Origin of the sequence: Pseudomonas sp. CFII68 (assembly GCF_000416195.1) — a bacterium.
In the GTDB taxonomy this organism is placed as follows: Bacteria; Pseudomonadota; Gammaproteobacteria; order Pseudomonadales; family Pseudomonadaceae; genus Aquipseudomonas; species Aquipseudomonas kilonensis.
In genome coordinates this window covers 47,104-70,721 of sequence record NZ_ATLN01000107.1, presented here as the reverse complement: position 1 = coordinate 70,721, position 23,618 = coordinate 47,104, and the positions used below count along the sequence as shown (strand labels likewise).

Here is a 23,618-nt window from a genome sequence, read left to right as displayed (position 1 = left end):
GCCGACTATCTCCCTGCCTTGCATGCCCGGGTTGCGTCATGAATTTCATCCTGTATGCCGTGCCGTTCTTCTTCGTGCTGATCGCCGTCGAGTTGCTGGCCGATCGCTGGCGCGGCGTGAGCCACTACCGCGTGGCAGACGCGATCAACAGCTTGAGCACCGGCGTGCTGTCGACCACCACCGGTTTGCTGACCAAGGGCGTGGGGCTTGTCACCTACGCCTTCGCAGTCGAACACTTGGCGGTGATTGAATGGCCCGCCGACCAGGCCTGGACCTGGGTGTTCGCTTTCGTGTTCTACGACTTCTGTTACTACTGGCTGCACCGCATGGGCCATGAGCGCAACATCCTCTGGGCGGCCCATTCGGTGCACCACCAGAGCGAGGACTACAACCTCTCCACCGCGTTGCGCCAGACCAGCACCGGGTTCCTGCTGAGCTGGATCTTCTACGTCCCGCTCGCCGTACTGGGCGTGCCGCTGGTGGTCTTCGTCAGCGTCGCGGCGTTGAATCTGTTGTACCAGTTCTGGGTCCACACCCAGCACATTCCCAAGCTCGGCTGGCTGGAGTGGTGCTTCGTCACGCCGTCCAATCATCGTGCCCACCATGCACAGAACCCTCTCTACATGGATCGCAACTACGGCGGGGTGTTCATTATTTGGGACCGTCTGTTTGGTACCTTTCAGGAAGAAGACGCCAACGAGCCGGTGATTTTTGGCGTGACCACGCCGCTGGCGAGCTGGAATCCGCTGTGGGCCAACCTGCAGTTCTATGCGCAGCTGTGGGCCGATGCGCGGCGGGCCGAGCGCTGGTGGGACAAGTTGCGGATCTGGTTCATGCCCACCGGTTGGCGACCGGCGGACGTCGCGGCCAGGTATCCGCTGAACAAGCCGGACCTGAGCCAGTTCCGCAAATTCGAAGTGCCGTTGGATGCTCGCCAGCGGTGGTACGTGGGGCTGCAGTTCTGCGCCTACGTTGCCTTGGGCAGTTATCTGATGAACCTTGAAACCAGCCTGCCGGTCGCCGCCCTGGTGGTGGGTTGGGGCGCGGTGGCGTTTGGTCTGTTCGTGTTGGGCGTGGCCCTGGAGAATCGCCCGTGGGCGTTGCGGCTGGAGCTGTTGCGGCTGGCCTCGAACCTGCCGCTGGTATGGCTGGCGCCCTTGGCCGGGTTGTGGCCGGCCAGCGCTGTGGCCTGGGCCGGGCTGCTCAGCTACAGCCTGCTCAGCGGCATCGGGCTGTATTGCTGCCGTACCCGGTTTACTCGGTTGGCGTCGTAGGTTCGCCGGACCTGGCTTGCTCCAGGCGCTCGGCTTCGAGGACTTTCCTGGCCAGCCGGGCATTCTTGATGCGTCGGCGCAGCCACAGGACCAGGCCCAGCACCAGCAGCGTGCCGAGTACCCACAATTCATACTTCTTGATGCTGCCCAGCATACCCTCGAGCACTGCGCCGAAGTGGTAGGCGGCCGCGGCCAGCGCCGTGGCCCAGATCGCCGCACCGATGCCGTTGAGCAACAGGTAACGACCCGGAGGATAGCCTGACAGGCCGATCGCCACCGGCATCACCGTGCGCAGGCCATAGACGAAACGAAAGCTCAGGACCCAGATGTCCGGATGCCGGCGAATGTGCTCCAGCGCCCGATCCCCCATCAACTGCCAGCGCGGCTTGCGCGCCAAGAGCTTGCGCCCGTGCTTGCGCCCCAGGAAATACCACAGCTGATCGCCCGCATAGCTGCCGCAGAACGCCACGACGACCACCAGATTGATGTCCATGTAGCCACGGAACGCCAGGAAACCTGCGAGCACGAGGATGGTTTCGCCTTCGAAGAACGTGCCGATAAACAAGGCCAAGTAGCCGAAGTCATGCAGAAATTGTTGGAGCATTGTCTGGGTGCTGGCGAAATGAACGCGCAGCCTAACCCTTCGGGCACATTCAGGAAAGTATCGAAATGTGTCTCGACGTGAACAATTCCTACAATGACAATAACTGCGACGACAGGACGCAGGTGCACATAACTGTAATGTCTTCGTCATAATTGGCGCTTATAACTGTCACGCTCGCCCGTCAGCACGGGCTCAGGAGTCTGCCGTGAGCTTTACCCCCGCCAATCGTCTGTTCCCTGCTACCCGCCTGCGTCGCAACCGCCGTGATGAGTTCTCGCGTCGGCTGGTGCGTGAAAACGTGCTGACCACCAATGACCTGATCCTGCCGGTATTCGTGCTGGGCGGTGAGAACCGTCGCGAAGCGGTGGCGTCGATGCCCGGGGTGGAACGCCTGACCATCGACCTGCTGCTCGAAGAAGCCGCCCAGTGGGTCGAGCTGGGCATTCCGGCGCTGGCGCTGTTCCCGGTCACACCGCCGACACTCAAGTCCCTGGACGCCGCCGAAGCCTGGAACCCGGAAGGCATCGCCCAACGCGCGACCCGTGCCCTGCGCGCGCGCTTCCCGGAGCTGGGGGTGATCACCGACGTGGCGCTGGACCCGTTCACCACCCACGGGCAGGACGGTATCCTCGATGAAGAAGGCTACGTGCAGAACGACATTACCGTCGATGCACTGGTCAGGCAGGCCTTGTCCCACGCCGAGGCCGGAGCCCAGGTGGTGGCGCCGTCGGACATGATGGACGGGCGCATCCAGGCGATCCGCGAAGCCCTCGAGGTGGCCGGTCACGTCAACGTGCGGATCATGGCCTATTCGGCCAAGTACGCCAGCGCCTATTACGGCCCGTTCCGCGACGCGGTCGGCTCGGCCCTGAACCTGGGCAAGGCCAACAAGGCCTCTTATCAGATGGACCCGGCCAACAGTCAGGAAGCCTTGCACGAAGTGGCGGCTGACTTGTCAGAAGGGGCAGACATGGTCATGGTCAAGCCTGGCATGCCTTACCTCGACATTCTTTGCCGGGTCAAAGACGAATTCAAAGTGCCGACCTTTGTTTATCAGGTCAGCGGCGAGTACGCGATGCACATGGCCGCGATCCAGAACGGCTGGTTGGGCGAAGGGGTGATCCTGGAGTCCTTGACCGCTTTCAAACGCGCAGGTGCTGATGGCATCCTGACTTACTTTGCTGTGCGCGCCGCCCAATTGTTACGAGAGCAGAAATAGCCTCCCAGGAACTTGCGATGAATACCGAAGGACTCTCCGAAGTTGCCGTAAAAGACGCTCAACCCGTGGTCGAGCAGGTTGCCGAGACACCGCCAGCGTTGGAGCCTGCTGCCCCGGCTGTCGTCGAGCCCGCACCGGCCCCGGCGATTGTGATTCCCAACCTGGATGACAGCAGCCTGTACATCCATCGCGAGCTGTCGCAACTGCAGTTCAACATCCGCGTGCTGGAGCAGGCGCTGGACGAGTCCTATCCGCTGCTGGAACGGCTGAAATTCCTGCTGATCTTTTCCAGCAACCTGGATGAGTTTTTCGAGATCCGCGTCGCCGGCCTGAAGAAGCAGATCACCTTCGCCCGTGAACAGGCCGGCGCCGATGGCCTGCAACCGCACCAGGCCCTGGCGCGCATCAGCGAACTGGTCCACGGTCATGTGGACCGGCAGTACGCGATCCTCAACGACATCCTGTTGCCGGAGCTGGAAAAGCACCAGGTGCGCTTCATCCGTCGCCGCAACTGGAACACCAAGATCAAGACCTGGGTGCGCCGCTATTTCCGCGACGAGATCGCGCCGATCATCACCCCGATCGGCCTCGATCCAACGCACCCGTTCCCACTGCTGGTCAACAAGAGCCTGAACTTCATCGTCGAGTTGGAAGGCATCGACGCCTTCGGTCGCGATTCCGGCCTGGCGATCATCCCGGCGCCACGGCTGTTGCCGCGCATCATCCGTGTGCCGGAAGACGTCGGCGGCCCCGGCGACAATTATGTGTTCCTGTCGTCGATGATCCACGCCCACGCCGATGACCTGTTCCAGGGCATGAAGGTGAAGGGTTGCTACCAGTTCCGCCTGACGCGTAACGCTGACCTGTCGGTGGACACCGAGGACGTCGAAGACCTGGCCCGCGCCCTGCGCGGCGAGCTGTTCTCCCGTCGCTACGGTGATGCGGTGCGCCTGGAGGTGGCCGATACCTGCCCCAAACACCTGTCCGACTACCTGCTCAAGCAGTTCAACCTGCATGAGACCGAGCTGTATCAGGTCAACGGCCCGGTCAACCTGACCCGACTGTTCAGCATCACCGGCCTGGACAGCCATCCGGAACTGCAATACCTGCCGTTCACGCCGCAGATCCCGAAACTGCTGCAAAACAGCGAGAACATTTTCAGCGTGATCAGCAAGCAGGACATCCTGCTGCTGCACCCGTTCGAGTCGTTCACGCCGGTGGTCGACCTGCTGCGCCAGGCCGCCAAGGACCCCCACGTCCTGGCAGTGCGCCAGACCCTGTACCGCAGCGGCGCCAACTCGGAAATCGTCGATGCCCTGGTGGACGCGGCGCGAAACGGCAAAGAAGTCACGGCCGTGATCGAATTGCGCGCGCGCTTCGACGAGGAATCCAACCTGCAACTGGCCAGCCGCCTGCAAGCGGCCGGCGCGGTGGTGATCTATGGCGTGGTCGGCTTCAAGACCCACGCCAAGATGATGCTCATCCTGCGCCGTGAAGCCGGTGAGATCGTGCGTTACGCCCACTTGGGCACCGGCAACTACCACGCTGCCAACGCCCGCCTGTACACCGACTACAGCCTGCTGACCTCCGACGATGCCTTGTGCGAAGACGTCGGCAAGCTGTTCAGCCAGTTGATCGGCATGGGCAAGACCCTGCGCATGAAGAAGCTGCTGCATGCGCCGTTCACCCTGAAAAAGGGCATGCTCGACATGATCGCCCGGGAGACGCAGTTCGCCCTGGACGGCAAGCCGGCCCACATCATTGCCAAGTTCAACTCGCTGACCGACCCGAAGATCATTCGTGCGTTGTACAAGGCCAGCCAGTCGGGCGTGCGCATCGATCTGGTGGTGCGGGGCATGTGCTGCCTGCGGCCAGGCATTCCGGGGGTGTCCCACAACATCCATGTCCGCTCGATCATCGGGCGCTTCCTGGAGCATACGCGGGTGTTCTACTTCCTCAACGGCGGTGAGGAGCAGATGTTCCTGTCCAGCGCCGACTGGATGGAGCGCAACCTCGACAAGAGGGTCGAGACCTGCTTCCCGGTGGAAGGCAAGAAGCTGATCCTGCGGGTCAAGAAGGAGCTGGAAAGCTACCTCACCGACAACACCCACAGCTGGAGCCTGCAGTCGGATGGCCGTTACATCCGCAACACGCCGACCGGCAACCAGAACCCGCGCAGCGCCCAGGCGACGTTGCTCGAGCGCTTGAGCAGCCCGGTGTTGGCGGTTCGTTAAAAACTCGAAGGTTGGGGGGGCAGGCTTAGCTTTTGTGGCGAGGGGATTTATCCCCGTTGGGCCGCGAAGCGGCCCCAAAGAGTTGAAGGCAATCAGCCCGACAAAACGGGTAGGCTGGTTTTAGGGCTGCTACGCAGCCCAGCGGGGATAAATCCCCTCGCCACAAGAGATCTGCGTTGCAGTCGATAATCAGTGGATGTTCAGCACAATCCCGACCCGAGTCAGCCAGTCGGCTTCCTGGGCGAAGTCGGCCTGGGTCAGTTGATTCTCTTCCAGCCATTTTTCGGGAAACAGCACATCCAACTGATCGCCATTGGCGTGCAGGACCACCTGGGGCATTTCCTGGGTGCCACGGATGTGGTGGAACAGGATCGCGAAGCGCAGCAGCACGCACAGGCGAATCAGCTTGATGCCGTCATCGCCGAACTCGGCAAATTTATCCTTGGGAATGTTGCGCCGATGGCCGCGTACCAACAGCGCGAGCATTTGCTGGTCTTCTCGGGAAAACCCCGCCAGGTCCGAATGCTCGATCAGGTAGGCGCCGTGCTTGTGGTAGTGATAGTGGGCGATGTCCAGGCCCACTTCATGGACCTTGGCGGCCCAGCCCAGCAACTCGCGCCACACCCCGTCGTTCAAGTCCCAGTCATCGGCGACCTGGTCGAAGGCATGTAGCGCCTTGCGCTCGACCCGTACGGCTTGTTCCAGGTCGACGTGATAACGCTCCATGAGCGAGCCCAGGGTGCGCTCGCGCACGTCTTCGTGATGATGACGTCCCAGCAGGTCGTAGAGCACGCCTTCGCGCAGGGCGCCTTCACAGTGGTCCATGCGTTGCAGTTCGAGGGCGTCGAAAATCGCCTCGAGGATCGCCAGGCCCGCGGGGAAAATCGCTCGGCGGTCGGGCTTGATGCCTTCGAAATCGATCTTGTCCGCTTCACCGAGCTTGAACACCCGGCGCTTGAGCCAGGCCAGGCCCTCGGCGTTGACCTCGCCGGTGCCGTAACCACCGGCCTTGAGGGCCAGGCCGATGGCCCGGATGGTTCCTGAGGAGCCGATGGCTTCGTCCCAGGTCAGGCGGTGCAGGGCGTGTTCGATGCTCATGATTTCCAGGCGCGCCGCCGTGTAGGCCTGGGCGTAGCGGGCCGGGGTGATCTTGCCGTCGCGGAAATAACGCTGGGTGTAGCTGACGCAGCCCATCTGCAGGCTTTCGCGCAGCAGCGGTTCGAAGCGCTGGCCGATGATGAATTCGGTACTACCGCCACCGATGTCCGCCACCAGGCGCTTGCCCGGCGTGTCGGCCAAGGTGTGGGAGACGCCCAGATAGATCAGGCGCGCTTCTTCACGGCCGGAAATGACTTCCACCGGATGCCCGAGGATTTCTTCAGCGCGGCGGATGAACTCGCCACGGTTGCGCGCCTCGCGCAGGGCGTTGGTGCCCACGATCCGCACCGCGCCCAGGGGCATACCGTTGATCAGTTGGGCAAACCGCTTGAGGCAATCGAGCCCGCGCTGGATGGATTCTTCGCTCAGCTTGCGCTCTTCGTCGATGCCGGCGGCCAGTTGGACCTTCTCGCCGAGCCGCTCAAGAATGCGGATTTCCCCGTTCTGGGCCTTGGCGACGACCATGTGGAAGCTGTTGGAGCCCAGGTCTATGGCAGCGATCAGGGACAGATTCTTGGCTTGGGATGGCGGCATGGTCAAAAAGTCTCGGTCGATAACCACGTCATCCTGCCACGATCGACCGTCGCCGCCAACGGATGCGAGTGAGGTTCGGTCGCCGACAGGTTTTTGGCTGAAGGTAGAAAAGATATAACTTAGTGGGAGGCCTCTGTAAGAAATCAACTTTTACATCTGGGCGTATGGCACTTTCCTACAAGGATAGTTGATATTTCCGGCTTATTTTTAAGAGGACTTAACCGAGACTTCCGTTCGGCAATTTCGCCGTGCTGTTAGTTGTTGTGACTGCTTCAGGTTCAGGAAGAAAAATTGTCTGCTGAGTTAGGCTGTTGGGATAAGGAATTCCCGGGCGTTGCATGAACGGCATCTCATTGATGTTAGTTGAGGAATCAAGAAATGAAAAAAATACTTGGGTTGACAGCAGTCAGTGTTCTCGCCTTGGCCTGCGCCAATGTTCAAGCTGCTGATTTGCAGGTGACGGGCAGTATCGTTCCTGGCAGTTGCTCGCTGAATATTCCTACGTTGGCTGTGGATTATGGACGACTTACCGTCACTGACTTGAGTCCTGTCGATTACACCGCACTGCAAAAGTTGACCACGACGTTCAGCATCGCCTGTGATGGACCAACGCTTGTTGGCTTGACTGCTGCCGACAATCGGGCCGCCAGCAGAAAGCATGAAGCCATGGTTGCGATTGATCCTGGCCTTGCCGACCCGCGTAATAGTTTTGGACTGGGTACAAACACCGAGGGTGGAAAGATTGGAGCCTACAGCCTGCATGTCCGCAATTATTCTGTGGACGGCAGCACCGATTTCAGAACTATTTTGAACGGCGGAGGTAACTGGTCGGGGGCGAGCGATCTTTTTCGAAGCACGCCCAACTATGTCCTCTCGTGGTCTCCTAACGGGGCCAACAGCCCCCATCTTCTGACAACCGTTACCGGTGAGTTGGAAGTCCAGGCCGCCATCAACAACACGACTGAGCTTGCTCTTCTGGAGCAGGTGGACATAGATGGCAGTGCAACGATGGAGCTGACCTACATCTAACACCGATGCCAGCTCCTGTCCCGGGGCTGGCTCTTTTACTGGGCATGATTGGCTCTGTACCGCTGGTTGAAGCTGACGACTAACAATCGTCGATGCATCAAGCAGCGGTCGTTTTTGAGTTTTATTCTTCTAGTTATATATGTCGCTCCATGAACTTCGATTCGTGGCGGGAGAGTGCGTGTTGAATTTTTTATCGAGATTAAAATTTTCTTGGTGTGCATCACTGTGCCTGGTGTGCGGGTCGGCAATGGCCGCCGGCATGCAGCCGGAAACCACCGTGGTCATCTTTTATGAAGAACATGGCGAAGCCACCATCAACCTCCGGAATACCGATGCCGGCCCGACCCTGCTTCATTCAAAAGTTGAACACATACCGGAAGACTCCGAACTGTCGGTGATCGTGACGCCGCCGATCACGCGCGTCGATGCGGGCGAAACGCAGTTGATCCGTTTGATCGGGGCATTCAAGGAGCCGCTCAAGACCCAGCGACTCAAACGGGTCACCTTCGAAGGTATCCCGCAGAAGAAATCCACCGGCGGTGCCACGGTGGGCATCAATATCCGGCATAACCTGCCGCTTATCATCCATCCCAAGGGCTTGGCTCGGCATCAGGCGCCTTGGGAGCTTCTGAAATGGAAAACCGATGGGGAGAGCCTGGCGGTTGAGAACGACAGCCCCTATGTCGTGCGCTTGTCTGAGCGGGTACAGCTGAACCCACTGGAAACCCCGGTTTCCCTGCCTCGCACTTACATCTTGCCGGGCGAAACCCTGACGGCCCCATTCAAGGAGCCTACGTCAGCCGTGACTTCGGTCACGATCCAGCCTGCGACAGTGTACGGGTTTGCGATTGGCAACTTCGATGCACCGGTCACACGTCAATGATGACGGTCATGCAGGTCGAGCCCTGTCTGTTCGTGCGCAACGGCGGTCGTCGATTCGTTTGCGGGCGGGGTGCTGGAGGACTTTGGTCGCGCAAGCTGATTTTATCCGCGGCGATCTGGTGTGGAACCGGCGGATATGTGCTCGCGCAGGGACTGGGCAAGGCCGGCGAGACACTGGCGCAATTCGACACCTCGATCCTCTCGTCCCGGGGGATCGACCCGGGTGTTTCGGACTATTTTCGTCACGCGCCGCGTTTTCATGAGGGTACGCGGGTGGTGAGTCTGCGGGTCAACGGCAATCAGCTCGGGTTGACCGAGGCGCGATTCGATCGTGAGGGCGAGTTGTGCTTCACCCAGGTTCTCTTGGATAAGGCCGGTTTGCGCGTGCCTGCCGCCACCGTCGACCAGGGAGAATGGAGCGAACCGGCATGCCATGATTTTCTGGCTCAATACCCCAATACCGTCGTGAGCCTGCGCCCCAATCGCGAGGAGGTCGCTTTGGTGGTGCCGAGCGAGGCGTTTCGCGAGCTGGGGTTGGACGAAGGGATGTTTTCCCGAGGCGGCCTGGCAGGCCTGCTCAACTACGATGTGCTGGGCCTGGAAAGCCAATCGCGTTCAGGCGGTGCAAGCCGTTATCTATCCGTTGCCACGGAAGCCGGCGTCAACCTGGGGGACTGGATCGTGCGCAGCCGGCAGCTTAATACCTCGATCAACGGGGTGCAGCGCAGCGAGCATTTGTACGCCTACGCCCAGCGCGACCTGTTGCCCTGGCAATCCACTTTCCAGCTCGGACAGCTCTCCAGCAACAGCCCGGTGTTTGGTGGTGTCCAGTTCTCCGGTCTGCAATTTTTCCCCGACGGCGTAAAGCGCAACGCCGGCGCGAGTGGCGCCGTGGTGGAAGGGCTGGCGCTGAGCCAGTCCCGCGTGGAGGTCCGTCAGTCCGGCGCGTTGATCTATACAACGCTGGTTCCGGAAGGGCCCTTCACGCTCAGCAATTTGCCGCTGCTCAACGGCACCAGCGATCTTGAAGTGAGCGTGATCGAGGAGAACGGCGCGGAGCAGCGTTTTGTCGTGCCGGCGGCGTCTTTCCGGGGCGCGGCGCCCGCTCAGTCGGGCTATTACGTTTCCCTCGGCCAGGTACGTGCGTCAGAAGGCAGTGAGGGCGACCAGCCGCTGCTGGCAATGGGGAGCGCAAGCTGGGGGCTCGGGCGCAGTTCGGCCCTGAGTACTGGCCTGGTGGGCGCGCAAACTTATCAGGCGGCGGGCCTTGGGCTCGATACCCGCCCCATGGAAAACCTGACGCTTGGCGCGCGCGGCAATGTCTCGCGCGACAAGGCCAGCGGTGAGTCCGGCGCGCGCAGCAGCCTTTCGCTGGGCACTTCACTGGCCGACAACCTTGACCTGACACTCAGCGCCACCCGGCAAACCCCAGGCTACCGCGAGGTCTCGCAGATCCACTACGTCGACAGGCATACCGACCGGGATGATTTTCTTGCGTCGCGCTTCAAGGACCAATACACGGCTGGACTCAGCTGGTTCGATCCGGCGCTGGGCGGTTTCTCGGTCGGTTACTCGCGATCATCGCAATTCGATGATCAGGCCTACGCGCGTTTACATGGCTCCTGGAGCAAATCGTTCAAGCACGCGAGTGTGAGTGCCTACATCGACTCGGCGGTCGGTGCGTCAGGCTCGTATGACGAAGGCGTGTCAGTTCGCCTGCAGGTCAGCGTACCGCTGGGCAAGGACCGGCGTGCCCGTTCCTCCATCAGGCACCAGGGAAGTCGCTCCACCATGACGGCGGCCTACAGTGAGCGTGTCAACGAATACCTCAACTATGAGGTCGGCGCCGAACAGGGGCTGAACCATCCGCAATCCCTGACGCGAGGCACTGTCAACGCTACGCCGCGCTATACCCAGGTCGGATTGACGGCCAGTCAGGATCGTTTCAGCACCAATTACAGCGGATATCTAAAAGGTGGCGTCGTGGCCCACGGACAAGGGATGACGTTTTCCCCTTACAGGGTCCAGGAAACGTTTGGTGTCGTTTCCCTGGCAGGTGTTCCTGGGGCCAGGATAAGCACACCGCAAGGCCCGGTGTGGACGGACGCCAAGGGCCGCGCGGTCATCGCCAGTTTGCCCGCCTACAACAACAGCCGGCTCGAAGTGGACACCCGGTCGCTGCCCAAGCGCGTGGATATCCAGAACGGCGCCAAGGTCCTGAGCGCCGGGCGCGGCTCATTCAATGCCGTCGACTTTTCGGTGGTCAACGTCCGCAGGCTGTTGCTGCATGCTCGCGACGAAGGCGGCCAGGCGCTTCCTCACGGTGTCTCGGTACTGGCCGACAATGACGACTTCCTTACCAGCGTGGCGGGCGAAGGCATGATTTTCATTGGCGATATCGGCGGGCAGCAGGCCCTGAAAGTAGCCTTGTCCGATTCCAGGACCTGCCAACTTCAATTCGAACTGACGGAAGACAATGATGAAGATCTCCCTTATGAAACCGCTTCGGCGGTATGCCGTGACCTTCAGTCAAATGAGGCACTGGCGACTGCCGAGGAGCCTGAGTTGCCTGAGTTGCTCGATGGCGATGCTGATGCTGGTGAGCCCAGTGAAAGCTGAGCAATGCAATGTGTCGCTGAGTCAGGATCGGGTCGATTATGGCCGCCTGCACCGGGGCGGACTGCAGGTCGAGCAGCCGGGCAAGGCTGAGCTGGCGCTGGGTAAGCGAACCTTGAACCTGAGCGTGGTCTGTCCCCAGCCCACCGCGATGGCTTTGCGTTTCGACGGCCCCGGCGCCGGCCCCGAGGCCTTCAGCCTGGGATTGCAAGGCAACTTCACGTTGAGCCTCAGGCAGCCCCGGCTGGACGGGCAGGCTGTCGAATTGTTCCAGGGGCGCGCGCGTTCCCTGGAACAGGCCAGTCGCTTGTTGCCCGGCCAGACATTGGTTGCCCGACAGGGCGGTGCGCCTATCCAGGGGCGGATGTTTTCCGCGCAAGTCGAGATTGAAACCTACTTGCCCGTAACGGCGACGCGGGTTCGCGAGGAAACGTTGATCGAGGGTCGTGGACGCTTCGAATTGGTATCCGCCCACTGACCGTCAAGCCGCCGGCTCCACGGTGCCGATGAAGTTCGCCAGTTCGGCTGTCTGCGGATTGGCGAACAACACCTTGGGATCGCCCACCTCATGCACCTTGCCCTGGTGCATGAACACCAGTTTGTCGCCGACTTCCCGGGCAAAACGCATTTCATGGGTGACCATGATCAGCGTCATGCCTTCCTTGGCCAGTTGCCGCACCACGCTGAGCACTTCGTTGACCAGCTCCGGGTCCAGGGCCGAGGTGATTTCGTCGCACAGCAGCACTTTTGGCGACATCGCCAGCGCCCGGGCAATCGCCACCCGTTGTTGCTGGCCACCGGACAAGCGGTCCGGGAAGGCATCGAATTTCTCGCCAAGCCCGACCCGTTCCAGCATCTGCCGCGCCAGCACGGCCGCCTTGGCCTTGGGCACTTTTTGCACAACCTGCGGCGCGAGCATGACGTTTTCGCCAACCGTCAGGTGCGGGAACAGGTTGAACTGCTGGAACACCATCCCGACTTTCTGCCGCAGGCTGCGCAGATCGGCGCGGGCCGCATCGAGGTATTCGCCGTCGACTTCGATCACACCATCGTTGATCGATTCCAGGCCGTTGAGGGTGCGCAGCAAGGTGGATTTGCCCGAGCCGCTGCGGCCGATGATCGCCACCACCTGGCCTTCCTCGACACTCAGGTCGATGCCTTTGAGCACGTGATGATCGCCGTAGTATTTATGCAGGGCGGTAATTCTAAGCAGAGGCATGCAGTCTCCTTTCCAGGTAGCGCGCACTGAGGGACAAGGGGTAGCAGAGCAGGAAATAGCCGAGGGCGACCAGGCCATAGACCATGAACGGCTCGAACGTGGCGTTGGCGAGCATGCCGCCGGTCTTGGTCAGTTCGGTAAAGCCAATGATCGAGGTCACGGCCGTGCCCTTGACCACTTGCACCGAAAAGCCCACGGTCGGCGCCACGGCGATGCGCAGGGCCTGGGGCAGGATCACGTAGCGCAACTGCTCCAGCGGGTTGAGGGCCAGGCTCGCCGAGGCTTCCCACTGGCCGTGGGAAATCGAGTCGACACAACCGCGCCATATCTCCGCCAGGTAGGCGCTGGTAAACAGCGTCAAGGCAATCGCCGCCGCCATCCAGGGGGAAATTTCCACCCCGGCCAGGGCCACGCCGAAGAACACCAGGAACAGTTGCATCAATAGCGGTGTGCCTTGGAACAGCTCGATGTAGGTACGGGCGATGTTGCGGGGCAGGGCGCTTTTGGAGATGCGCAGCACCATGATCAGCAAACCGATTACGCCGCCACCGATAAACGCCACCAGCGACAGCGCCAGGGTCCATTGCAGGCCGGTGAGCAGGTTGCGCACCACGTCCCAGAAAGTGAAATCGCTCATCGGCCGCTCCCGTTGCCGCTCTTGTACAGGCAACGGCGGCCCACCCAGTTGAGGAACTGGCGGATCAACAGCGCCATGCACAAGTAGATGAGCGTGGTCAGCGCATAGGTTTCGAACGCGCGGAAGTTGCGCGACTGGATGAAGTTGGCGGCAAAGCTCAACTCTTCGGTGGCGATCTGCGAACAGACCGCCGAGCCGAGCATCACGATGATGATCTGGCTGCTCAACGCCGGCCAGACCTTGCCCAGCGCCGGCAGCAGCACCACGTGGCGGAAGGCCTCGAAGCGGCTCATCGCCAGGGCCGCGGCGGCTTCCAGTTGCCCCCGCGGGATCGCCTGGATGCCGGCGCGGATGATCTCGGTGGAGTAGGCGCCAAGGTTGATCACCATCGCCAGTACCGCGGCCTGCCATTCGGAAATCTGCAGGCCCAGGGACGGCAAGCCGAAGAAGATGAAAAACAGCTGCACCAGGAACGGCGTGTTGCGGATCAACTCCACGTACACGCCGAAGATCTCCGCGAACGGGCGAATGTTCCACGCCCGCACCACGGCCCCGACGATGCCCAGGCTGACCCCGAGCAACGTGCCGATGGCCGTCAGTTCCAGGGTGAACAGCGCACCGCGCAACAGCAGCTCGGTGTTTTGCACCACCGGTAGAAAATCGAACTGATAAGCCATGCTCAGCCTCTCAAGCGACGGTCAGAGATCGGCCGGCAGCGGCTGCTTGAGCCAGGTCTGGGAGTTTTTCTCCAGGCTGCCATCGGTCTTGGCGGTGGCGAGGATCTGGTTGACCTTGTCCAACAGCGCCGGCTCGTTCTTGTTCACGCCCACGTACACCGGCGAGTCCTTGAGTTTCACCTTCAGCGCCGGAACACGCTTGGGGTTGCGTTCGCTGATGGCGACCATCACCACGTTGCCGCTGGCGATCAGGTCCACCTGGCCGGCCAGGTAGGCGGCGATGGTCGAGTTGTTGTCTTCGAAGCGCTTGATGGTGGTGCCTTCGGGGGCGACCTTGGTCAGCTCGATGTCTTCGATGGCGCCACGGGTGACGCTGATGGTCTTGCCCTTGAGGTCGTCCAGGGTGTTGATCGCGGCGTCAGGCGGGCCGAACACGGCCAGGTAGAACGGCGCGTAGGCACTGGAGAAGTCGATGACCTTTTCCCGCTCCGGGTTCTTGCCCAGGCTGGAAATCACCAGGTCGACCTTGCCGGTGGTCAGGAAGGGGATGCGGTTGGTGCTGTTGACCGGCGTCAGTTCAAGCTTGACCTTGAGCTGGTCGGCCAGCAGTTTTGCGGTGTCGATGTCCAGGCCGCGGGGTTTCATGTCCGGGCCTACCGAACCGAATGGCGGGAAGTCCTGGGGCACGGCGACCTTGAGGGTGCCACGCTTGACCACGTCTTCCAGGCCGTCGGCGTGGGCGGGCAGCTGACAGAGCATCAGGCTGGCAAACAGGGCTGTGAGCAGGGCGCTGCAACGCTGAATCATGGCGAATCTCCGCAATCGGTGATGTGATTTCTGCGTTCGGACAGAGCACAGGCCATGCCAAGGCGGCTTTTAATCGGCCAAAGCCACGGTTTTGCTGGTGGGGAGCGGTCTTACTGGTCTGAACAGTTGCGCCGCGTTTCGCACCGTTATCGGGCGTCGGCATTTGTCGTCGAACCCTGCTGGGGCACGACTTGCCGGGGGCGACGAATAGCTTTACAACTAGCCGCTCACTGGCCCGGTTCGTCTGAAAAATCATGAATTCCATCGCTCGCGCCGTTCCTGAAGTGGCCCTGCAAGCCATCCGCAAACTGATCGTCGATGAAGGCTTCGGCCCGGGCGATGCGCTGCCGTCGCAACGGGACCTGGCGCTGCAACTGGGCGTGAGCCGGGCGTCGCTGCGCGAAGCGCTGTCCTCCCTCAGTGCCCTGGGCATGATCAGCGTGCAGCCGGGCAAGGGGGTGTTCGTGCAGGCACCGGTAGAGGCTCCACGCAGCGAATCGGCGCCGGGCTGGCCGTTCGCGGCCCAGGCCTCGCCGGTGGATATCTTCCAATTGCGCTACGCCCTGGAGGGCTTCGCGGCGGGGTTGGCGGCGGTAACGCTGAGCGCCGACGAGCTCGACACGCTGCAAGACAATATCGAAGCCATGCGCCGGGAGTTGAAGGTCGGGGATTTCGACGCCGCCGCGCGACTGGATTTCGAATTTCATCGACGAATCCTGCTGGCCAGCGGTAATCAGGCGATGCTGAGCATCCTCACCGCCAGCGCCGATATCTTCCTGGAAAGCCAGAAACTACCGTTCATCCGGGCGGAGCGGGCGATGGAAACCTGGCAGGAGCATCGCAAGATCCTTCGCGCCTTGGCTCGCCGCGCTTCGGGGGCTGCGCAAAAAGCCATGCAGGAACATGTACGTAACGCCGCACTGCGTACCGGGATTTCCTTCGTGGCGCCTGTTGCCTCGTGACTTGGGCTATACCCAAATACATCTGTCGCCATAGCGAGACTCAATCAACTCAAGCTTCCTGAACCTTGGAAGGGCAGCTATGATGGGCCACGTTTTTTTGCTGATTACCCGGAGACTTCCATGAGCAACGAGCTTATCAAACACGTTAGCGACGCTAGCTTCGAGGCTGACGTACTCAAGGCCGAAGGCCTGGTACTGGTCGACTATTGGGCTGAGTGGTGCGGTCCCTGCAAAATGATCGCCCCGGTCCTGGACGATATTGCTACCACCTACGCAGGTAAGCTGACCATCGCCAAGCTGAACATCGACGAAAACCAGGAGACTCCGGCCAAGCACGGCGTACGTGGTATCCCGACCCTGATGCTGTTCAAGAACGGCAACGTCGAAGCTACCAAGGTTGGCGCGCTGTCGAAGTCGCAACTGGCTGCTTTCATCGACGCCAACATCTAAGCGTCGAATGCCATTGAAAAAGCCCCGCAAATCGCGGGGCTTTTTCGTTATTCAGGGCTAGACGCTCGCAAACCCAGGTGTTACATTCGGCCCCGCACTGGTTTCTCCAGTGCCCCCTGCAAGCCGTCGCCGACGCTCTCCTTTCGAATAAGTACGCGATCCTGTCGCCTTCTCCGCGGCGCGGCCTCATTAAGCCAAAAGCTTAATTTCCCCCCTCCATAAATGATTACGTCATTCCTATATGAATCTGACTGAACTCAAGCAAAAGCCGATTACCGAACTGCTCGAATTGGCCGAACAGATGGGCATAGAAAATATGGCCCGTTCGCGCAAGCAGGACGTGATTTTCTCCCTGCTCAAGAAGCACGCGAAAAGCGGCGAGGAAATCTCCGGTGATGGCGTGCTGGAGATTCTCCAGGACGGCTTCGGCTTCCTTCGCTCCGCAGACGCTTCCTATCTTGCCGGCCCAGACGATATCTACGTCTCGCCGAGCCAGATCCGTCGCTTCAACTTGCGCACCGGTGACACCATCGTTGGCAAGATCCGCCCTCCGAAGGAAGGCGAGCGTTACTTCGCACTGCTGAAGGTCGACACGATCAACTTCGATCGTCCGGAAAACGCGAAGAACAAGATTCTCTTCGAGAACCTGACGCCGCTGTTCCCGACCGTACGCATGAAGATGGAAGCCGGCAACGGTTCCACCGAAGACCTCACCGGTCGTGTCATCGACCTGTGCGCACCCATCGGCAAAGGCCAGCGTGGCCTGATCGTGGCACCGCCGAAAGCGGGCAAGACGATCATGCTGCAGAACATCGCGGCCAACATCGCCCGTAACAACCCTGAAGTTCACCTGATCGTGTTGCTGATCGACGAGCGTCCGGAAGAAGTGACCGAAATGCAGCGCACCGTGCGCGGCGAAGTGGTCGCCTCGACGTTCGACGAGCCGCCGACCCGCCACGTGCAGGTTGCCGAAATGGTGATCGAGAAGGCCAAGCGCCTGGTCGAGCACAAGAAGGACGTGGTGATCCTGCTGGACTCCATCACCCGTCTGGCCCGTGCCTACAACACCGTGATCCCGAGCTCCGGCAAGGTGCTGACCGGTGGTGTCGATGCCCACGCGCTGGAAAAACCGAAGCGTTTCTTCGGTGCCGCACGGAACATCGAGGAAGGCGGTTCGCTGACCATCATCGCCACCGCGCTGGTTGAAACCGGTTCGAAGATGGACGAAGTGATCTACGAGGAATTCAAGGGCACCGGCAACATGGAGCTGCCTCTGGATCGTCGTATCGCCGAGAAGCGTGTGTTCCCGGCCATCAACATCAACCGCTCCGGCACGCGCCGCGAAGAGTTGCTGACCGCCGACGACGAGTTGCAGCGCATGTGGATCCTGCGCAAGTTGCTGCATCCGATGGATGAAGTCGCTGCCATCGAGTTCCTGGTCGACAAGCTGAAGGCGACCAAGACCAACGATGAGTTCTTCCTGTCGATGAAACGCAAGTAAATCGCCAAGACAGGCCAGCAAGAGCCGGGGAAACCCGGCTTTTTGCTATCTGTGCATTCACTATTCTGGACGGGCGGCGTTAAACTCGGGCCCCCGAACGCCACGGCCACCATGAGGCTTTTGCATGCAGTATCGCGACTTGCGCGACTTTATCAGCGGGCTGGAACAGCGCGGCGAACTCAAGCGCATCCAGGTGCCGGTGTCCCCCGTCCTGGAAATGACCGAGGTCTGCGACCGCACCCTGCGCGCAAAAGGCCCGGCGCTGTTGTTCGAAAACCCGACGGGTTATGACATTCCGGTGCTGGGCAACCTGTTCGGCACGCCGGAACGCGTGGCCCTGGGCATGGGCGCCGAAGCGGTCAGCGAACTGCGCGAAATCGGCAAGCTGCTGGCGTTCCTCAAGGAACCCGAGCCGCCGAAAGGCCTGAAGGATGCTTGGTCCAAGCTGCCGATTTTCCGCAAGATCATTGCCATGGCGCCGAAAGTCGTCAAGGACGCGATCTGCCAGGAAGTGGTGATCGAAGGCGACGATGTCGACCTGGCCATGCTCCCGGTGCAGACCTGCTGGCCGGGCGACGTGGGGCCGCTGATCACCTGGGGCCTGACCGTCACCAAGGGCCCGAACAAGGATCGCCAGAACCTGGGCATCTATCGTCAGCAAGTGATTGGCCGCAACAAGGTCATCATGCGCTGGCTGAGCCATCGCGGCGGTGCCCTGGACTACCGTGAGTGGTGTGAAAAACACCCCGGCCAGCCATTCCCAGTGTCGGTGGCCCTGGGCGCGGACCCGGCGACCATCCTCGGCGCCGTCACGCCCGTGCCCGACAGCCTTTCCGAATATGCATTCGCCGGCCTGTTGCGGGGCAACCGCACCGAGCTGGTGAAATGCCGCGGCAACGACCTGCAAGTGCCGGCCACCGCCGAGATCATCCTTGAAGGGGTGATCCATCCTGGCGAAATGGCCGATGAAGGTCCGTATGGCGACCACACCGGCTACTACAACGAAGTCGACAGCTTCCCGGTGTTCACCGTCGAGCGCATCACCCATCGGATCAAGCCGATTTACCACAGCACCTATACCGGCCGTCCGCCCGATGAGCCGGCTATTCTCGGCGTGGCGCTCAATGAAGTGTTCGTGCCGATCCTGCAGAAGCAGTTTCCGGAAATCACCGATTTCTATTTGCCGCCGGAAGGCTGTTCGTATCGCATGGCCGTGGTGACCATGAAGAAGTCGTATCCGGGGCATGCCAAGCGGGTGATGCTCGGTGTCTGGTCGTTTTTGCGACAGTTCATGTACACCAAGTTCGTTATCGTCACCGACGACGATATCAACGCACGGGACTGGAACGATGTGATCTGGGCCATCACCACGCGCATGGACCCCAAGCGCGACACGGTGATGATCGAGAATACGCCGATCGATTACCTCGACTTCGCCTCGCCGGTGTCTGGCCTGGGGTCGAAGATGGGGCTCGATGCCACGCATAAATGGCCCGGTGAAACCACCCGTGAGTGGGGCCGGGTTATCGTCAAGGATGAAGCCGTTACCCAACGGATCGATGCCATCTGGAATCAGTTAGGAATAGATTGATGCGTGTAACCTTGCAGCCTTCCGGGGCGGTGCTGGAGATCCGGCCCGCCGAGCGGATTCTCGATGGCGCGCGGCGCCTGGGCTATGAATGCCCGCAAAGCTGCCGCAACGGCAACTGCCACGTCTGTGGCGCGTTGTTGGTGGAGGGCCGTGTGGAACAGGCGGGCGAGGTGCGCGATCACGGTGAGATCTTCACCTGCATCGCCGAGCCGCTGGAGGACTGCGTGGTGTTATGGGATGGCGTGCTGTCGCCGGGTGAGCTGCCGGTACGCAACCTGGCGTGCCAGGTGGTCGAGTGCGCCGACGTGGGGGGCGATGTCTGGCGAGTGCGCCTGCGTGCGCCGGCCGGCAAGCCGCCACGCTATCACGCCGGGCAGTACCTGATGATCGAACGGGAGAACGGCGAAAAATCGGCCTTCTCCCTGGCCTCGGCGCCGCATTCCGGACGTGAGCTGCAATTGCATGTTTTGGTGCGCGAAAGCAGTGCACAGGCGCTGCTGGAACAACTGCGACGCAACCCCAGCGTGCGTATCGAAATGCCTTTTGGCGACACGCATTTGTCCGAACTGCCCGATGGCCCGTTGGTACTGATCGCCGCCGGAACCGGCATGGCGCAGATGCACAGCCTGATCGAGCATTGCCGGGCGGCGGGGTTCAAGCACCCGGTGCACCTGTATTGGGGCGTGCGGCGGCCGGAAGATTTCTATGAAATCGAGCATTGGGATGAATGGAAAAAGCTGCCGAACCTGTTCCTGCACAAAGTCGTCAGCGATTTGTGCAGCTGGGAAGGGCGCTGCGGCATGCTCCACGAAGCCGTGTGCGAGGACATCAGCGATCTTTCCGGCGTGCACGTCTACGCCAGCGGCTCGCCGGCCATGATCTACGCCACGCTCGATGCGCTGGTGGAAGCCGGCATGGACGCCCATCAAATGCGCGCCGACGTGTTTGCGTATGCGCCGCGGGCTTGAGCCACTCTTGAAATTTGCTTGAGGTCTGCTTTTTTGTCGCAAGGGGTTGTGCTTTGTGGGAGCAAAGCTTGCTCGCGAAACAGGCACCTCGATCTTTGAAAGATCGCATCGCTTTCATCGCGGGCAAGCCTTGCTCCCACGGGGTTATAGGCCTGACGATATATCGATTCGATATTTAGCGCGCGCACTGGATGTCGTTAAGGTATATGCCAACATCATAGGCAGGAGTGGCATCCAACTTGCCTTGATCTCTATGTGCGCCAGCATCATGACGGCGCGCGACCTAACTCTTTGACCCGCGAGGAGCCAACCGCTACCGGCCATGACCGCTATCGAATCCGCCATTGCCTGTGCCTTGTACCCGCCAAGGCTCGACCTGGGTCCGCAACTGACCCGTGAGCAATTGCTCGCCTCGATGCAATTGACCATGAGCCTTCACCAGGGCGGTCCGGTCTGGCTGTTTGCGTACGGTTCATTGATCTGGCGGCCCGAATGCACGGCGGTGGAGCGGATGCGCGGCCGGGTCCATGGTTATCATCGCGGTTTGTACCTGTGGTCCCACGAACACCGCGGTACACCGGAGTTGCCGGGGCTGGTGTTCGGGCTGGATCGCGGCGGTTCGTGCAGCGGTTTCGCCTACCGGTTGCCGGAGGAGAATCTCGAGGACTCGCTGTTTGCCCTGTGGCAGCGCGAGATGCCGGTCCCGTCCTATCGCCCACACTGGCTCAGTTGCCGTCTCGAGGATGGCAGCCGGGTGCAAGCCTTGGGGTTTGTCCTGGAGCGACACCTGCCCAGCTATGCCGGCAACCTGCCGGACCATGTGCTGAGCCAGGTGTTCGAAAGCGCCTGTGGGCGTTACGGCACCACTCGCGATTACGTCGAGCAGACCATCCACGCCCTGCGCAGCCACGCCATGCCAGACCGGAATCTGGAGGCGCGGCTCAAGCGCTGCAAATCAGCGCTGGATCAGGCGATCGCTTCGCGGCTCTGACTGGCGATCTGCTTGTGCCACAGGGTTGGCGCAAGGAAGGCCATCGCCAGCAGGCAGGCACCGATCAACAGCACAAAACCACCGTCCCAGCCAAAATGGTCCACGGTGTAGCCCATGGCGGCACTGGCCGCGACCGAACCACCCAGGTAACCGAACAAACCGGTGAAGCCTGCGGCGGTACCCGCGGCCTTCTTCGGTGCCAGTTCCAGTGCCTGCAAACCGATCAGCATCACCGGGCCGTAGATCAGGAAGCCGATGGAAACCAGGGCGATCATGTCGACGGTCGGGTTGCCGGCCGGGTTCAGCCAGTACACCAGCGTCGCCACGGTCACCAGGGCCATGAACACCATGCCGGTCAGGCCACGGTTGCCGCGGAAGATCTTGTCCGACATCCAGCCACACAGCAGCGTGCCGGGAATGCCCGCCCACTCGTAGAAGAAATAGGCCCAGGAACTCTTGTCCACCGTGAAGCCCTTGGCTTCCTTGAGGTAGGTCGGCGCCCAGTCCAGCACGCCGTAGCGCAGCAGGTAGACAAACACGTTGGCCATGGCGATGTACCAGAGCATTTTGTTGCGCAGCACGTATTTGACGAAGATTTCCTTGGCGCTGAATTCGTTCTCGTGACTGTCGTCGTAGCCTTCCGGGTAGTCGTTCTTGTATTTCTCGATCGGCGGCAGGCCCACCGATTGTGGGGTGTCGCGCATGGTCACGAAGGCAAACACCGCAACGACGAGTGCGACAGCAGCGGGCACATAGAATGCCGCGTGCCAATCATTGAACCAGCCCATCCCCAATAGGAACAACGGGCCGATCAGGCCGCCGCCGACGTTGTGCGCCACGTTCCACACCGACACCACGCCGCCGCGTTCTTTCTGCGACCACCAATGCACCATGGTCCGTCCGCTGGGCGGCCAGCCCATGCCTTGGGCCCAGCCGTTGATGAACAGCAGGATGAACATCATGGTCACGCTGGACGTTGCCCAAGGCGCGAAACCGAACACGAACATCACCCCCGCCGAGACCAGCAAGCCGAAGGGCAGGAAGTAACGTGGGTTGGAACGGTCGGACACCAGGCCCATCAGGAACTTCGACAGCCCATAGGCGATGGCGATGGCCGACATGGCCAGGCCCAACTGACCACGGGTGTAACCCTCGTCGATCAGGTATGGCATGGCCAGGGAGAAGTTCTTGCGCAGCAGGTAATAGCCGGCGTAGCCAATGAAGATCCCGGCGAAGATCTGCCAACGAAGGCGTCGGTAGGTGCTGTCTATTTTTTCTTCAGGCAGGGTTGCCTGGTGTACAGCAGGTCGAAAGAAAGCAAACATTCAAGTGCTCCTGGTTCTTGTTATGGCGGCGGATGCGAATGTTACAGTTTCGTTACCGAAAATAGCATTGGTTCTTATCGCTTAAAAAGCGAAATTTTTCTGATTGAATGTTCTTAAACGAACATGTCGCTCAGGCATCGGCGAACGCCGTTGTAGGAAATGTCGCCACAGGCTTTTTTCATGCGGCGCATCGGTGGCTGCGGGGCAGGACAGTGGGAAACGTCCTTCACCCAAATGGGAAGTCTCGCTATTCAGCCCCAAGGCCGCGGCCTCTACTCTTTATATCTTTGCCAGGTCTGGCATTCAGGTGAGGGGTAAGGGCATGAGGTGGTGTGTGGTGATGCTGTTGCTGTGCTTGTCCGGTACGAGCGGGGCAGCGGATGTGTTGTTGGTGCCCGAACACAATCCCAAGCCGGATTACCCGACGACTCTGGTCGGGAAGGGCATCGCGGGTGTGGCCCGGGTCGGCTTCACGGTGCATGCCGATGGTCGTGTCGATGAGATCGCGATTCTGCACAGCGATCATCCGGATTTCGCCGAGGCCGCACGGGAGGCCGTGAGCCAATGGCGCTTCAAGCCATGGACGGTGGATCACGAACACCCAGCGCAGACGCACGTTATAGTGCCCTTCGAGTTCCGCCTGGATGGCTTACCACTGGATGCCAATAAATGGATCAAGACTTGGAAGTGCTCGGACATCAACGCACACGCCAAGGGCCAGCTATGGGTGCAGGACTTGCTCCCGTTCCACTACACACGCCTCTATTTATCCAATGTATTTCTCGTCAAACAGCTACCGGAAACCGAGCGCCTGGCCTTGATCGCCCGGTTCAACAGGCTCCTGCCCTCGATCGTGCAGCGTTGCGGGAGTTTTCCGGCGGCACGGTATGTGCGGATGCTGCCGGAGGAGATTCGTGAGTTGCTTTAGTGCGGGTCAATA

The 23,618-nt window shown here is 60.8% G+C and carries 21 protein-coding genes; 14 read left to right on the top strand and 7 right to left on the bottom strand.

Annotation, left to right across the window (positions count from 1 at the left end; all coding sequences use genetic code 11):
* Positions 1-38: 38 nt before the first annotated feature.
* The gene (locus tag CFII68_RS08015) at positions 39-1,274 is read left to right on the top strand and encodes a sterol desaturase family protein (RefSeq protein WP_018610686.1); all 1,236 of its coding nucleotides are present in this window, start codon (positions 39-41) and stop codon (positions 1,272-1,274) included.
* Here CFII68_RS08015 and CFII68_RS08020 read toward each other — a convergent pair.
* On the bottom strand, positions 1,255-1,878 hold the full coding sequence (locus CFII68_RS08020; RefSeq protein WP_018610684.1) for a DedA family protein: 624 nt from the start codon (positions 1,876-1,878) through the stop codon (positions 1,255-1,257). The two genes, CFII68_RS08015 and CFII68_RS08020, sit on opposite strands and share 20 nt — an antisense overlap.
* 205 nt (positions 1,879-2,083) lie before the next feature.
* Between CFII68_RS08020 and hemB the strand changes: the two genes are divergently transcribed.
* Entirely contained in the window at positions 2,084-3,097 is a 1,014-nt protein-coding gene (gene hemB / locus CFII68_RS08025) for a porphobilinogen synthase (protein ID WP_018610683.1), read from the top strand.
* A gap of 17 nt (positions 3,098-3,114) precedes the next feature.
* On the top strand, positions 3,115-5,331 hold the full coding sequence (gene ppk1 / locus CFII68_RS08030; protein WP_014340795.1) for a polyphosphate kinase 1: 2,217 nt from the start codon (positions 3,115-3,117) through the stop codon (positions 5,329-5,331).
* Between the two features lie 189 nt (positions 5,332-5,520).
* Here ppk1 and ppx read toward each other — a convergent pair whose 3' ends face one another.
* Positions 5,521-7,023, bottom strand: a complete 1,503-nt coding sequence (ppx, locus tag CFII68_RS08035; RefSeq protein ID WP_018610680.1) for an exopolyphosphatase — start codon at positions 7,021-7,023, stop codon at positions 5,521-5,523.
* Positions 7,024-7,401: 378 nt separating this feature from the next.
* Between ppx and CFII68_RS08040 the strand changes: the two genes are divergently transcribed.
* The 4 genes from CFII68_RS08040 to CFII68_RS08055 all read left to right on the top strand — a co-directional run bounded on the left by CFII68_RS08040 (position 7,402) and on the right by CFII68_RS08055 (position 12,028).
* Positions 7,402-8,052, top strand: a complete 651-nt coding sequence (locus CFII68_RS08040) for a DUF1120 domain-containing protein (protein ID WP_018610678.1) — start codon at positions 7,402-7,404, stop codon at positions 8,050-8,052.
* A gap of 178 nt (positions 8,053-8,230) precedes the next feature.
* A complete protein-coding gene (locus tag CFII68_RS08045; RefSeq protein ID WP_235862378.1) occupies positions 8,231-8,935 on the top strand; it encodes a fimbria/pilus chaperone family protein in 705 nt (234 codons plus the stop codon).
* Between the two features lie 137 nt (positions 8,936-9,072).
* The gene (locus CFII68_RS08050; RefSeq protein ID WP_018610673.1) at positions 9,073-11,553 is read left to right on the top strand and encodes a fimbria/pilus outer membrane usher protein; all 2,481 of its coding nucleotides are present in this window, start codon (positions 9,073-9,075) and stop codon (positions 11,551-11,553) included.
* On the top strand, positions 11,528-12,028 hold the full coding sequence (locus CFII68_RS08055) for a hypothetical protein (protein WP_256211730.1): 501 nt from the start codon (positions 11,528-11,530) through the stop codon (positions 12,026-12,028). The genes CFII68_RS08050 and CFII68_RS08055 overlap by 26 nt, the downstream gene beginning before the upstream one ends.
* Positions 12,029-12,031: 3 nt before the next feature.
* Here the strand turns inward: CFII68_RS08055 and CFII68_RS08060 are convergent, their stop codons facing one another.
* Genes CFII68_RS08060 through CFII68_RS08075 form a run of 4 tightly spaced genes read right to left on the bottom strand, consistent with a single transcriptional unit; the run spans position 12,032 to position 14,890 of the window.
* Positions 12,032-12,769 carry an amino acid ABC transporter ATP-binding protein gene (locus CFII68_RS08060; RefSeq protein WP_018610670.1) on the bottom strand — a complete coding sequence of 246 codons (738 nt, stop codon included), beginning with the start codon at positions 12,767-12,769 and terminating at the stop codon, positions 12,032-12,034.
* Entirely contained in the window at positions 12,756-13,406 is a 651-nt protein-coding gene (locus CFII68_RS08065; protein WP_003206735.1) for an amino acid ABC transporter permease, read from the bottom strand. Before CFII68_RS08065 ends, CFII68_RS08060 begins: the two co-directional genes overlap by 14 nt.
* The gene (locus CFII68_RS08070) at positions 13,403-14,083 is read right to left on the bottom strand and encodes an amino acid ABC transporter permease (protein WP_018610667.1); all 681 of its coding nucleotides are present in this window, start codon (positions 14,081-14,083) and stop codon (positions 13,403-13,405) included. The genes CFII68_RS08065 and CFII68_RS08070 overlap by 4 nt, the downstream gene beginning before the upstream one ends.
* A 21-nt stretch (positions 14,084-14,104) precedes the next feature.
* Positions 14,105-14,890, bottom strand: coding sequence for a transporter substrate-binding domain-containing protein (locus CFII68_RS08075; protein ID WP_018610665.1), 786 nt, complete (start codon positions 14,888-14,890; stop codon positions 14,105-14,107).
* 254 nt (positions 14,891-15,144) lie between these two features.
* Between CFII68_RS08075 and CFII68_RS08080 the strand changes: the two genes are divergently transcribed.
* The 6 genes from CFII68_RS08080 (at position 15,145) to CFII68_RS08105 (ending at position 21,353) form a co-directional block, all read left to right on the top strand.
* A complete protein-coding gene (locus CFII68_RS08080) occupies positions 15,145-15,852 on the top strand; it encodes a FadR/GntR family transcriptional regulator (protein WP_018610663.1) in 708 nt (235 codons plus the stop codon).
* 120 nt (positions 15,853-15,972) lie between these two features.
* Positions 15,973-16,302, top strand: a complete 330-nt coding sequence (gene trxA, locus CFII68_RS08085; RefSeq protein WP_018610661.1) for a thioredoxin TrxA — start codon at positions 15,973-15,975, stop codon at positions 16,300-16,302.
* A 241-nt stretch (positions 16,303-16,543) separates the two neighbouring features.
* A complete protein-coding gene (gene rho, locus CFII68_RS08090) occupies positions 16,544-17,803 on the top strand; it encodes a transcription termination factor Rho (protein ID WP_003177350.1) in 1,260 nt (419 codons plus the stop codon).
* A gap of 124 nt (positions 17,804-17,927) precedes the next feature.
* A complete protein-coding gene (gene ubiD / locus CFII68_RS08095) occupies positions 17,928-19,394 on the top strand; it encodes a 4-hydroxy-3-polyprenylbenzoate decarboxylase (protein ID WP_014340789.1) in 1,467 nt (488 codons plus the stop codon).
* The gene (locus CFII68_RS08100) at positions 19,394-20,362 is read left to right on the top strand and encodes a CDP-6-deoxy-delta-3,4-glucoseen reductase (protein WP_018610657.1); all 969 of its coding nucleotides are present in this window, start codon (positions 19,394-19,396) and stop codon (positions 20,360-20,362) included. The genes ubiD and CFII68_RS08100 overlap by 1 nt, the downstream gene beginning before the upstream one ends.
* Positions 20,363-20,684: 322 nt before the next feature.
* Positions 20,685-21,353 carry a gamma-glutamylcyclotransferase gene (locus CFII68_RS08105; protein ID WP_018610654.1) on the top strand — a complete coding sequence of 223 codons (669 nt, stop codon included), beginning with the start codon at positions 20,685-20,687 and terminating at the stop codon, positions 21,351-21,353.
* Here the strand turns inward: CFII68_RS08105 and glpT are convergent.
* Entirely contained in the window at positions 21,329-22,678 is a 1,350-nt protein-coding gene (gene glpT, locus CFII68_RS08110; protein WP_018610652.1) for a glycerol-3-phosphate transporter, read from the bottom strand. The genes CFII68_RS08105 and glpT overlap by 25 nt on opposite strands.
* A gap of 340 nt (positions 22,679-23,018) precedes the next feature.
* Here glpT and CFII68_RS08115 point away from each other — a divergent pair, with 340 nt between their 5' ends.
* Entirely contained in the window at positions 23,019-23,606 is a 588-nt protein-coding gene (locus tag CFII68_RS08115; protein ID WP_235862421.1) for an energy transducer TonB, read from the top strand.
* Positions 23,607-23,618: the final 12 nt, after the last annotated feature.

What these genes read in the sequence shown, in the direction of transcription:
- CFII68_RS08015 (WP_018610686.1), top strand. Translation starts at nt 39, where the DNA reads ATGAATTTCATCCTGTATGCCGTGCCGTTCTTCTTCGTGCTGATCGCC.
- CFII68_RS08020 (WP_018610684.1), bottom strand. Translation starts at nt 1,878, where the DNA reads ATGCTCCAACAATTTCTGCATGACTTCGGCTACTTGGCCTTGTTTATC.
- ppk1 (WP_014340795.1), top strand. Translation starts at nt 3,115, where the DNA reads ATGAATACCGAAGGACTCTCCGAAGTTGCCGTAAAAGACGCTCAACCC.
- ppx (WP_018610680.1), bottom strand. Translation starts at nt 7,023, where the DNA reads ATGCCGCCATCCCAAGCCAAGAATCTGTCCCTGATCGCTGCCATAGAC.
- CFII68_RS08040 (WP_018610678.1), top strand. Translation starts at nt 7,402, where the DNA reads ATGAAAAAAATACTTGGGTTGACAGCAGTCAGTGTTCTCGCCTTGGCC.
- CFII68_RS08055 (WP_256211730.1), top strand. Translation starts at nt 11,528, where the DNA reads ATGCTGGTGAGCCCAGTGAAAGCTGAGCAATGCAATGTGTCGCTGAGT.
- CFII68_RS08060 (WP_018610670.1), bottom strand. Translation starts at nt 12,769, where the DNA reads ATGCCTCTGCTTAGAATTACCGCCCTGCATAAATACTACGGCGATCAT.
- CFII68_RS08065 (WP_003206735.1), bottom strand. Translation starts at nt 13,406, where the DNA reads ATGAGCGATTTCACTTTCTGGGACGTGGTGCGCAACCTGCTCACCGGC.
- CFII68_RS08070 (WP_018610667.1), bottom strand. Translation starts at nt 14,083, where the DNA reads ATGGCTTATCAGTTCGATTTTCTACCGGTGGTGCAAAACACCGAGCTG.
- CFII68_RS08075 (WP_018610665.1), bottom strand. Translation starts at nt 14,890, where the DNA reads ATGATTCAGCGTTGCAGCGCCCTGCTCACAGCCCTGTTTGCCAGCCTG.
- CFII68_RS08080 (WP_018610663.1), top strand. Translation starts at nt 15,145, where the DNA reads ATGAATTCCATCGCTCGCGCCGTTCCTGAAGTGGCCCTGCAAGCCATC.
- trxA (WP_018610661.1), top strand. Translation starts at nt 15,973, where the DNA reads ATGAGCAACGAGCTTATCAAACACGTTAGCGACGCTAGCTTCGAGGCT.
- rho (WP_003177350.1), top strand. Translation starts at nt 16,544, where the DNA reads ATGAATCTGACTGAACTCAAGCAAAAGCCGATTACCGAACTGCTCGAA.
- ubiD (WP_014340789.1), top strand. Translation starts at nt 17,928, where the DNA reads ATGCAGTATCGCGACTTGCGCGACTTTATCAGCGGGCTGGAACAGCGC.
- CFII68_RS08100 (WP_018610657.1), top strand. Translation starts at nt 19,394, where the DNA reads ATGCGTGTAACCTTGCAGCCTTCCGGGGCGGTGCTGGAGATCCGGCCC.
- CFII68_RS08105 (WP_018610654.1), top strand. Translation starts at nt 20,685, where the DNA reads ATGACCGCTATCGAATCCGCCATTGCCTGTGCCTTGTACCCGCCAAGG.
- glpT (WP_018610652.1), bottom strand. Translation starts at nt 22,678, where the DNA reads ATGTTTGCTTTCTTTCGACCTGCTGTACACCAGGCAACCCTGCCTGAA.
- CFII68_RS08115 (WP_235862421.1), top strand. Translation starts at nt 23,019, where the DNA reads ATGCTGTTGCTGTGCTTGTCCGGTACGAGCGGGGCAGCGGATGTGTTG.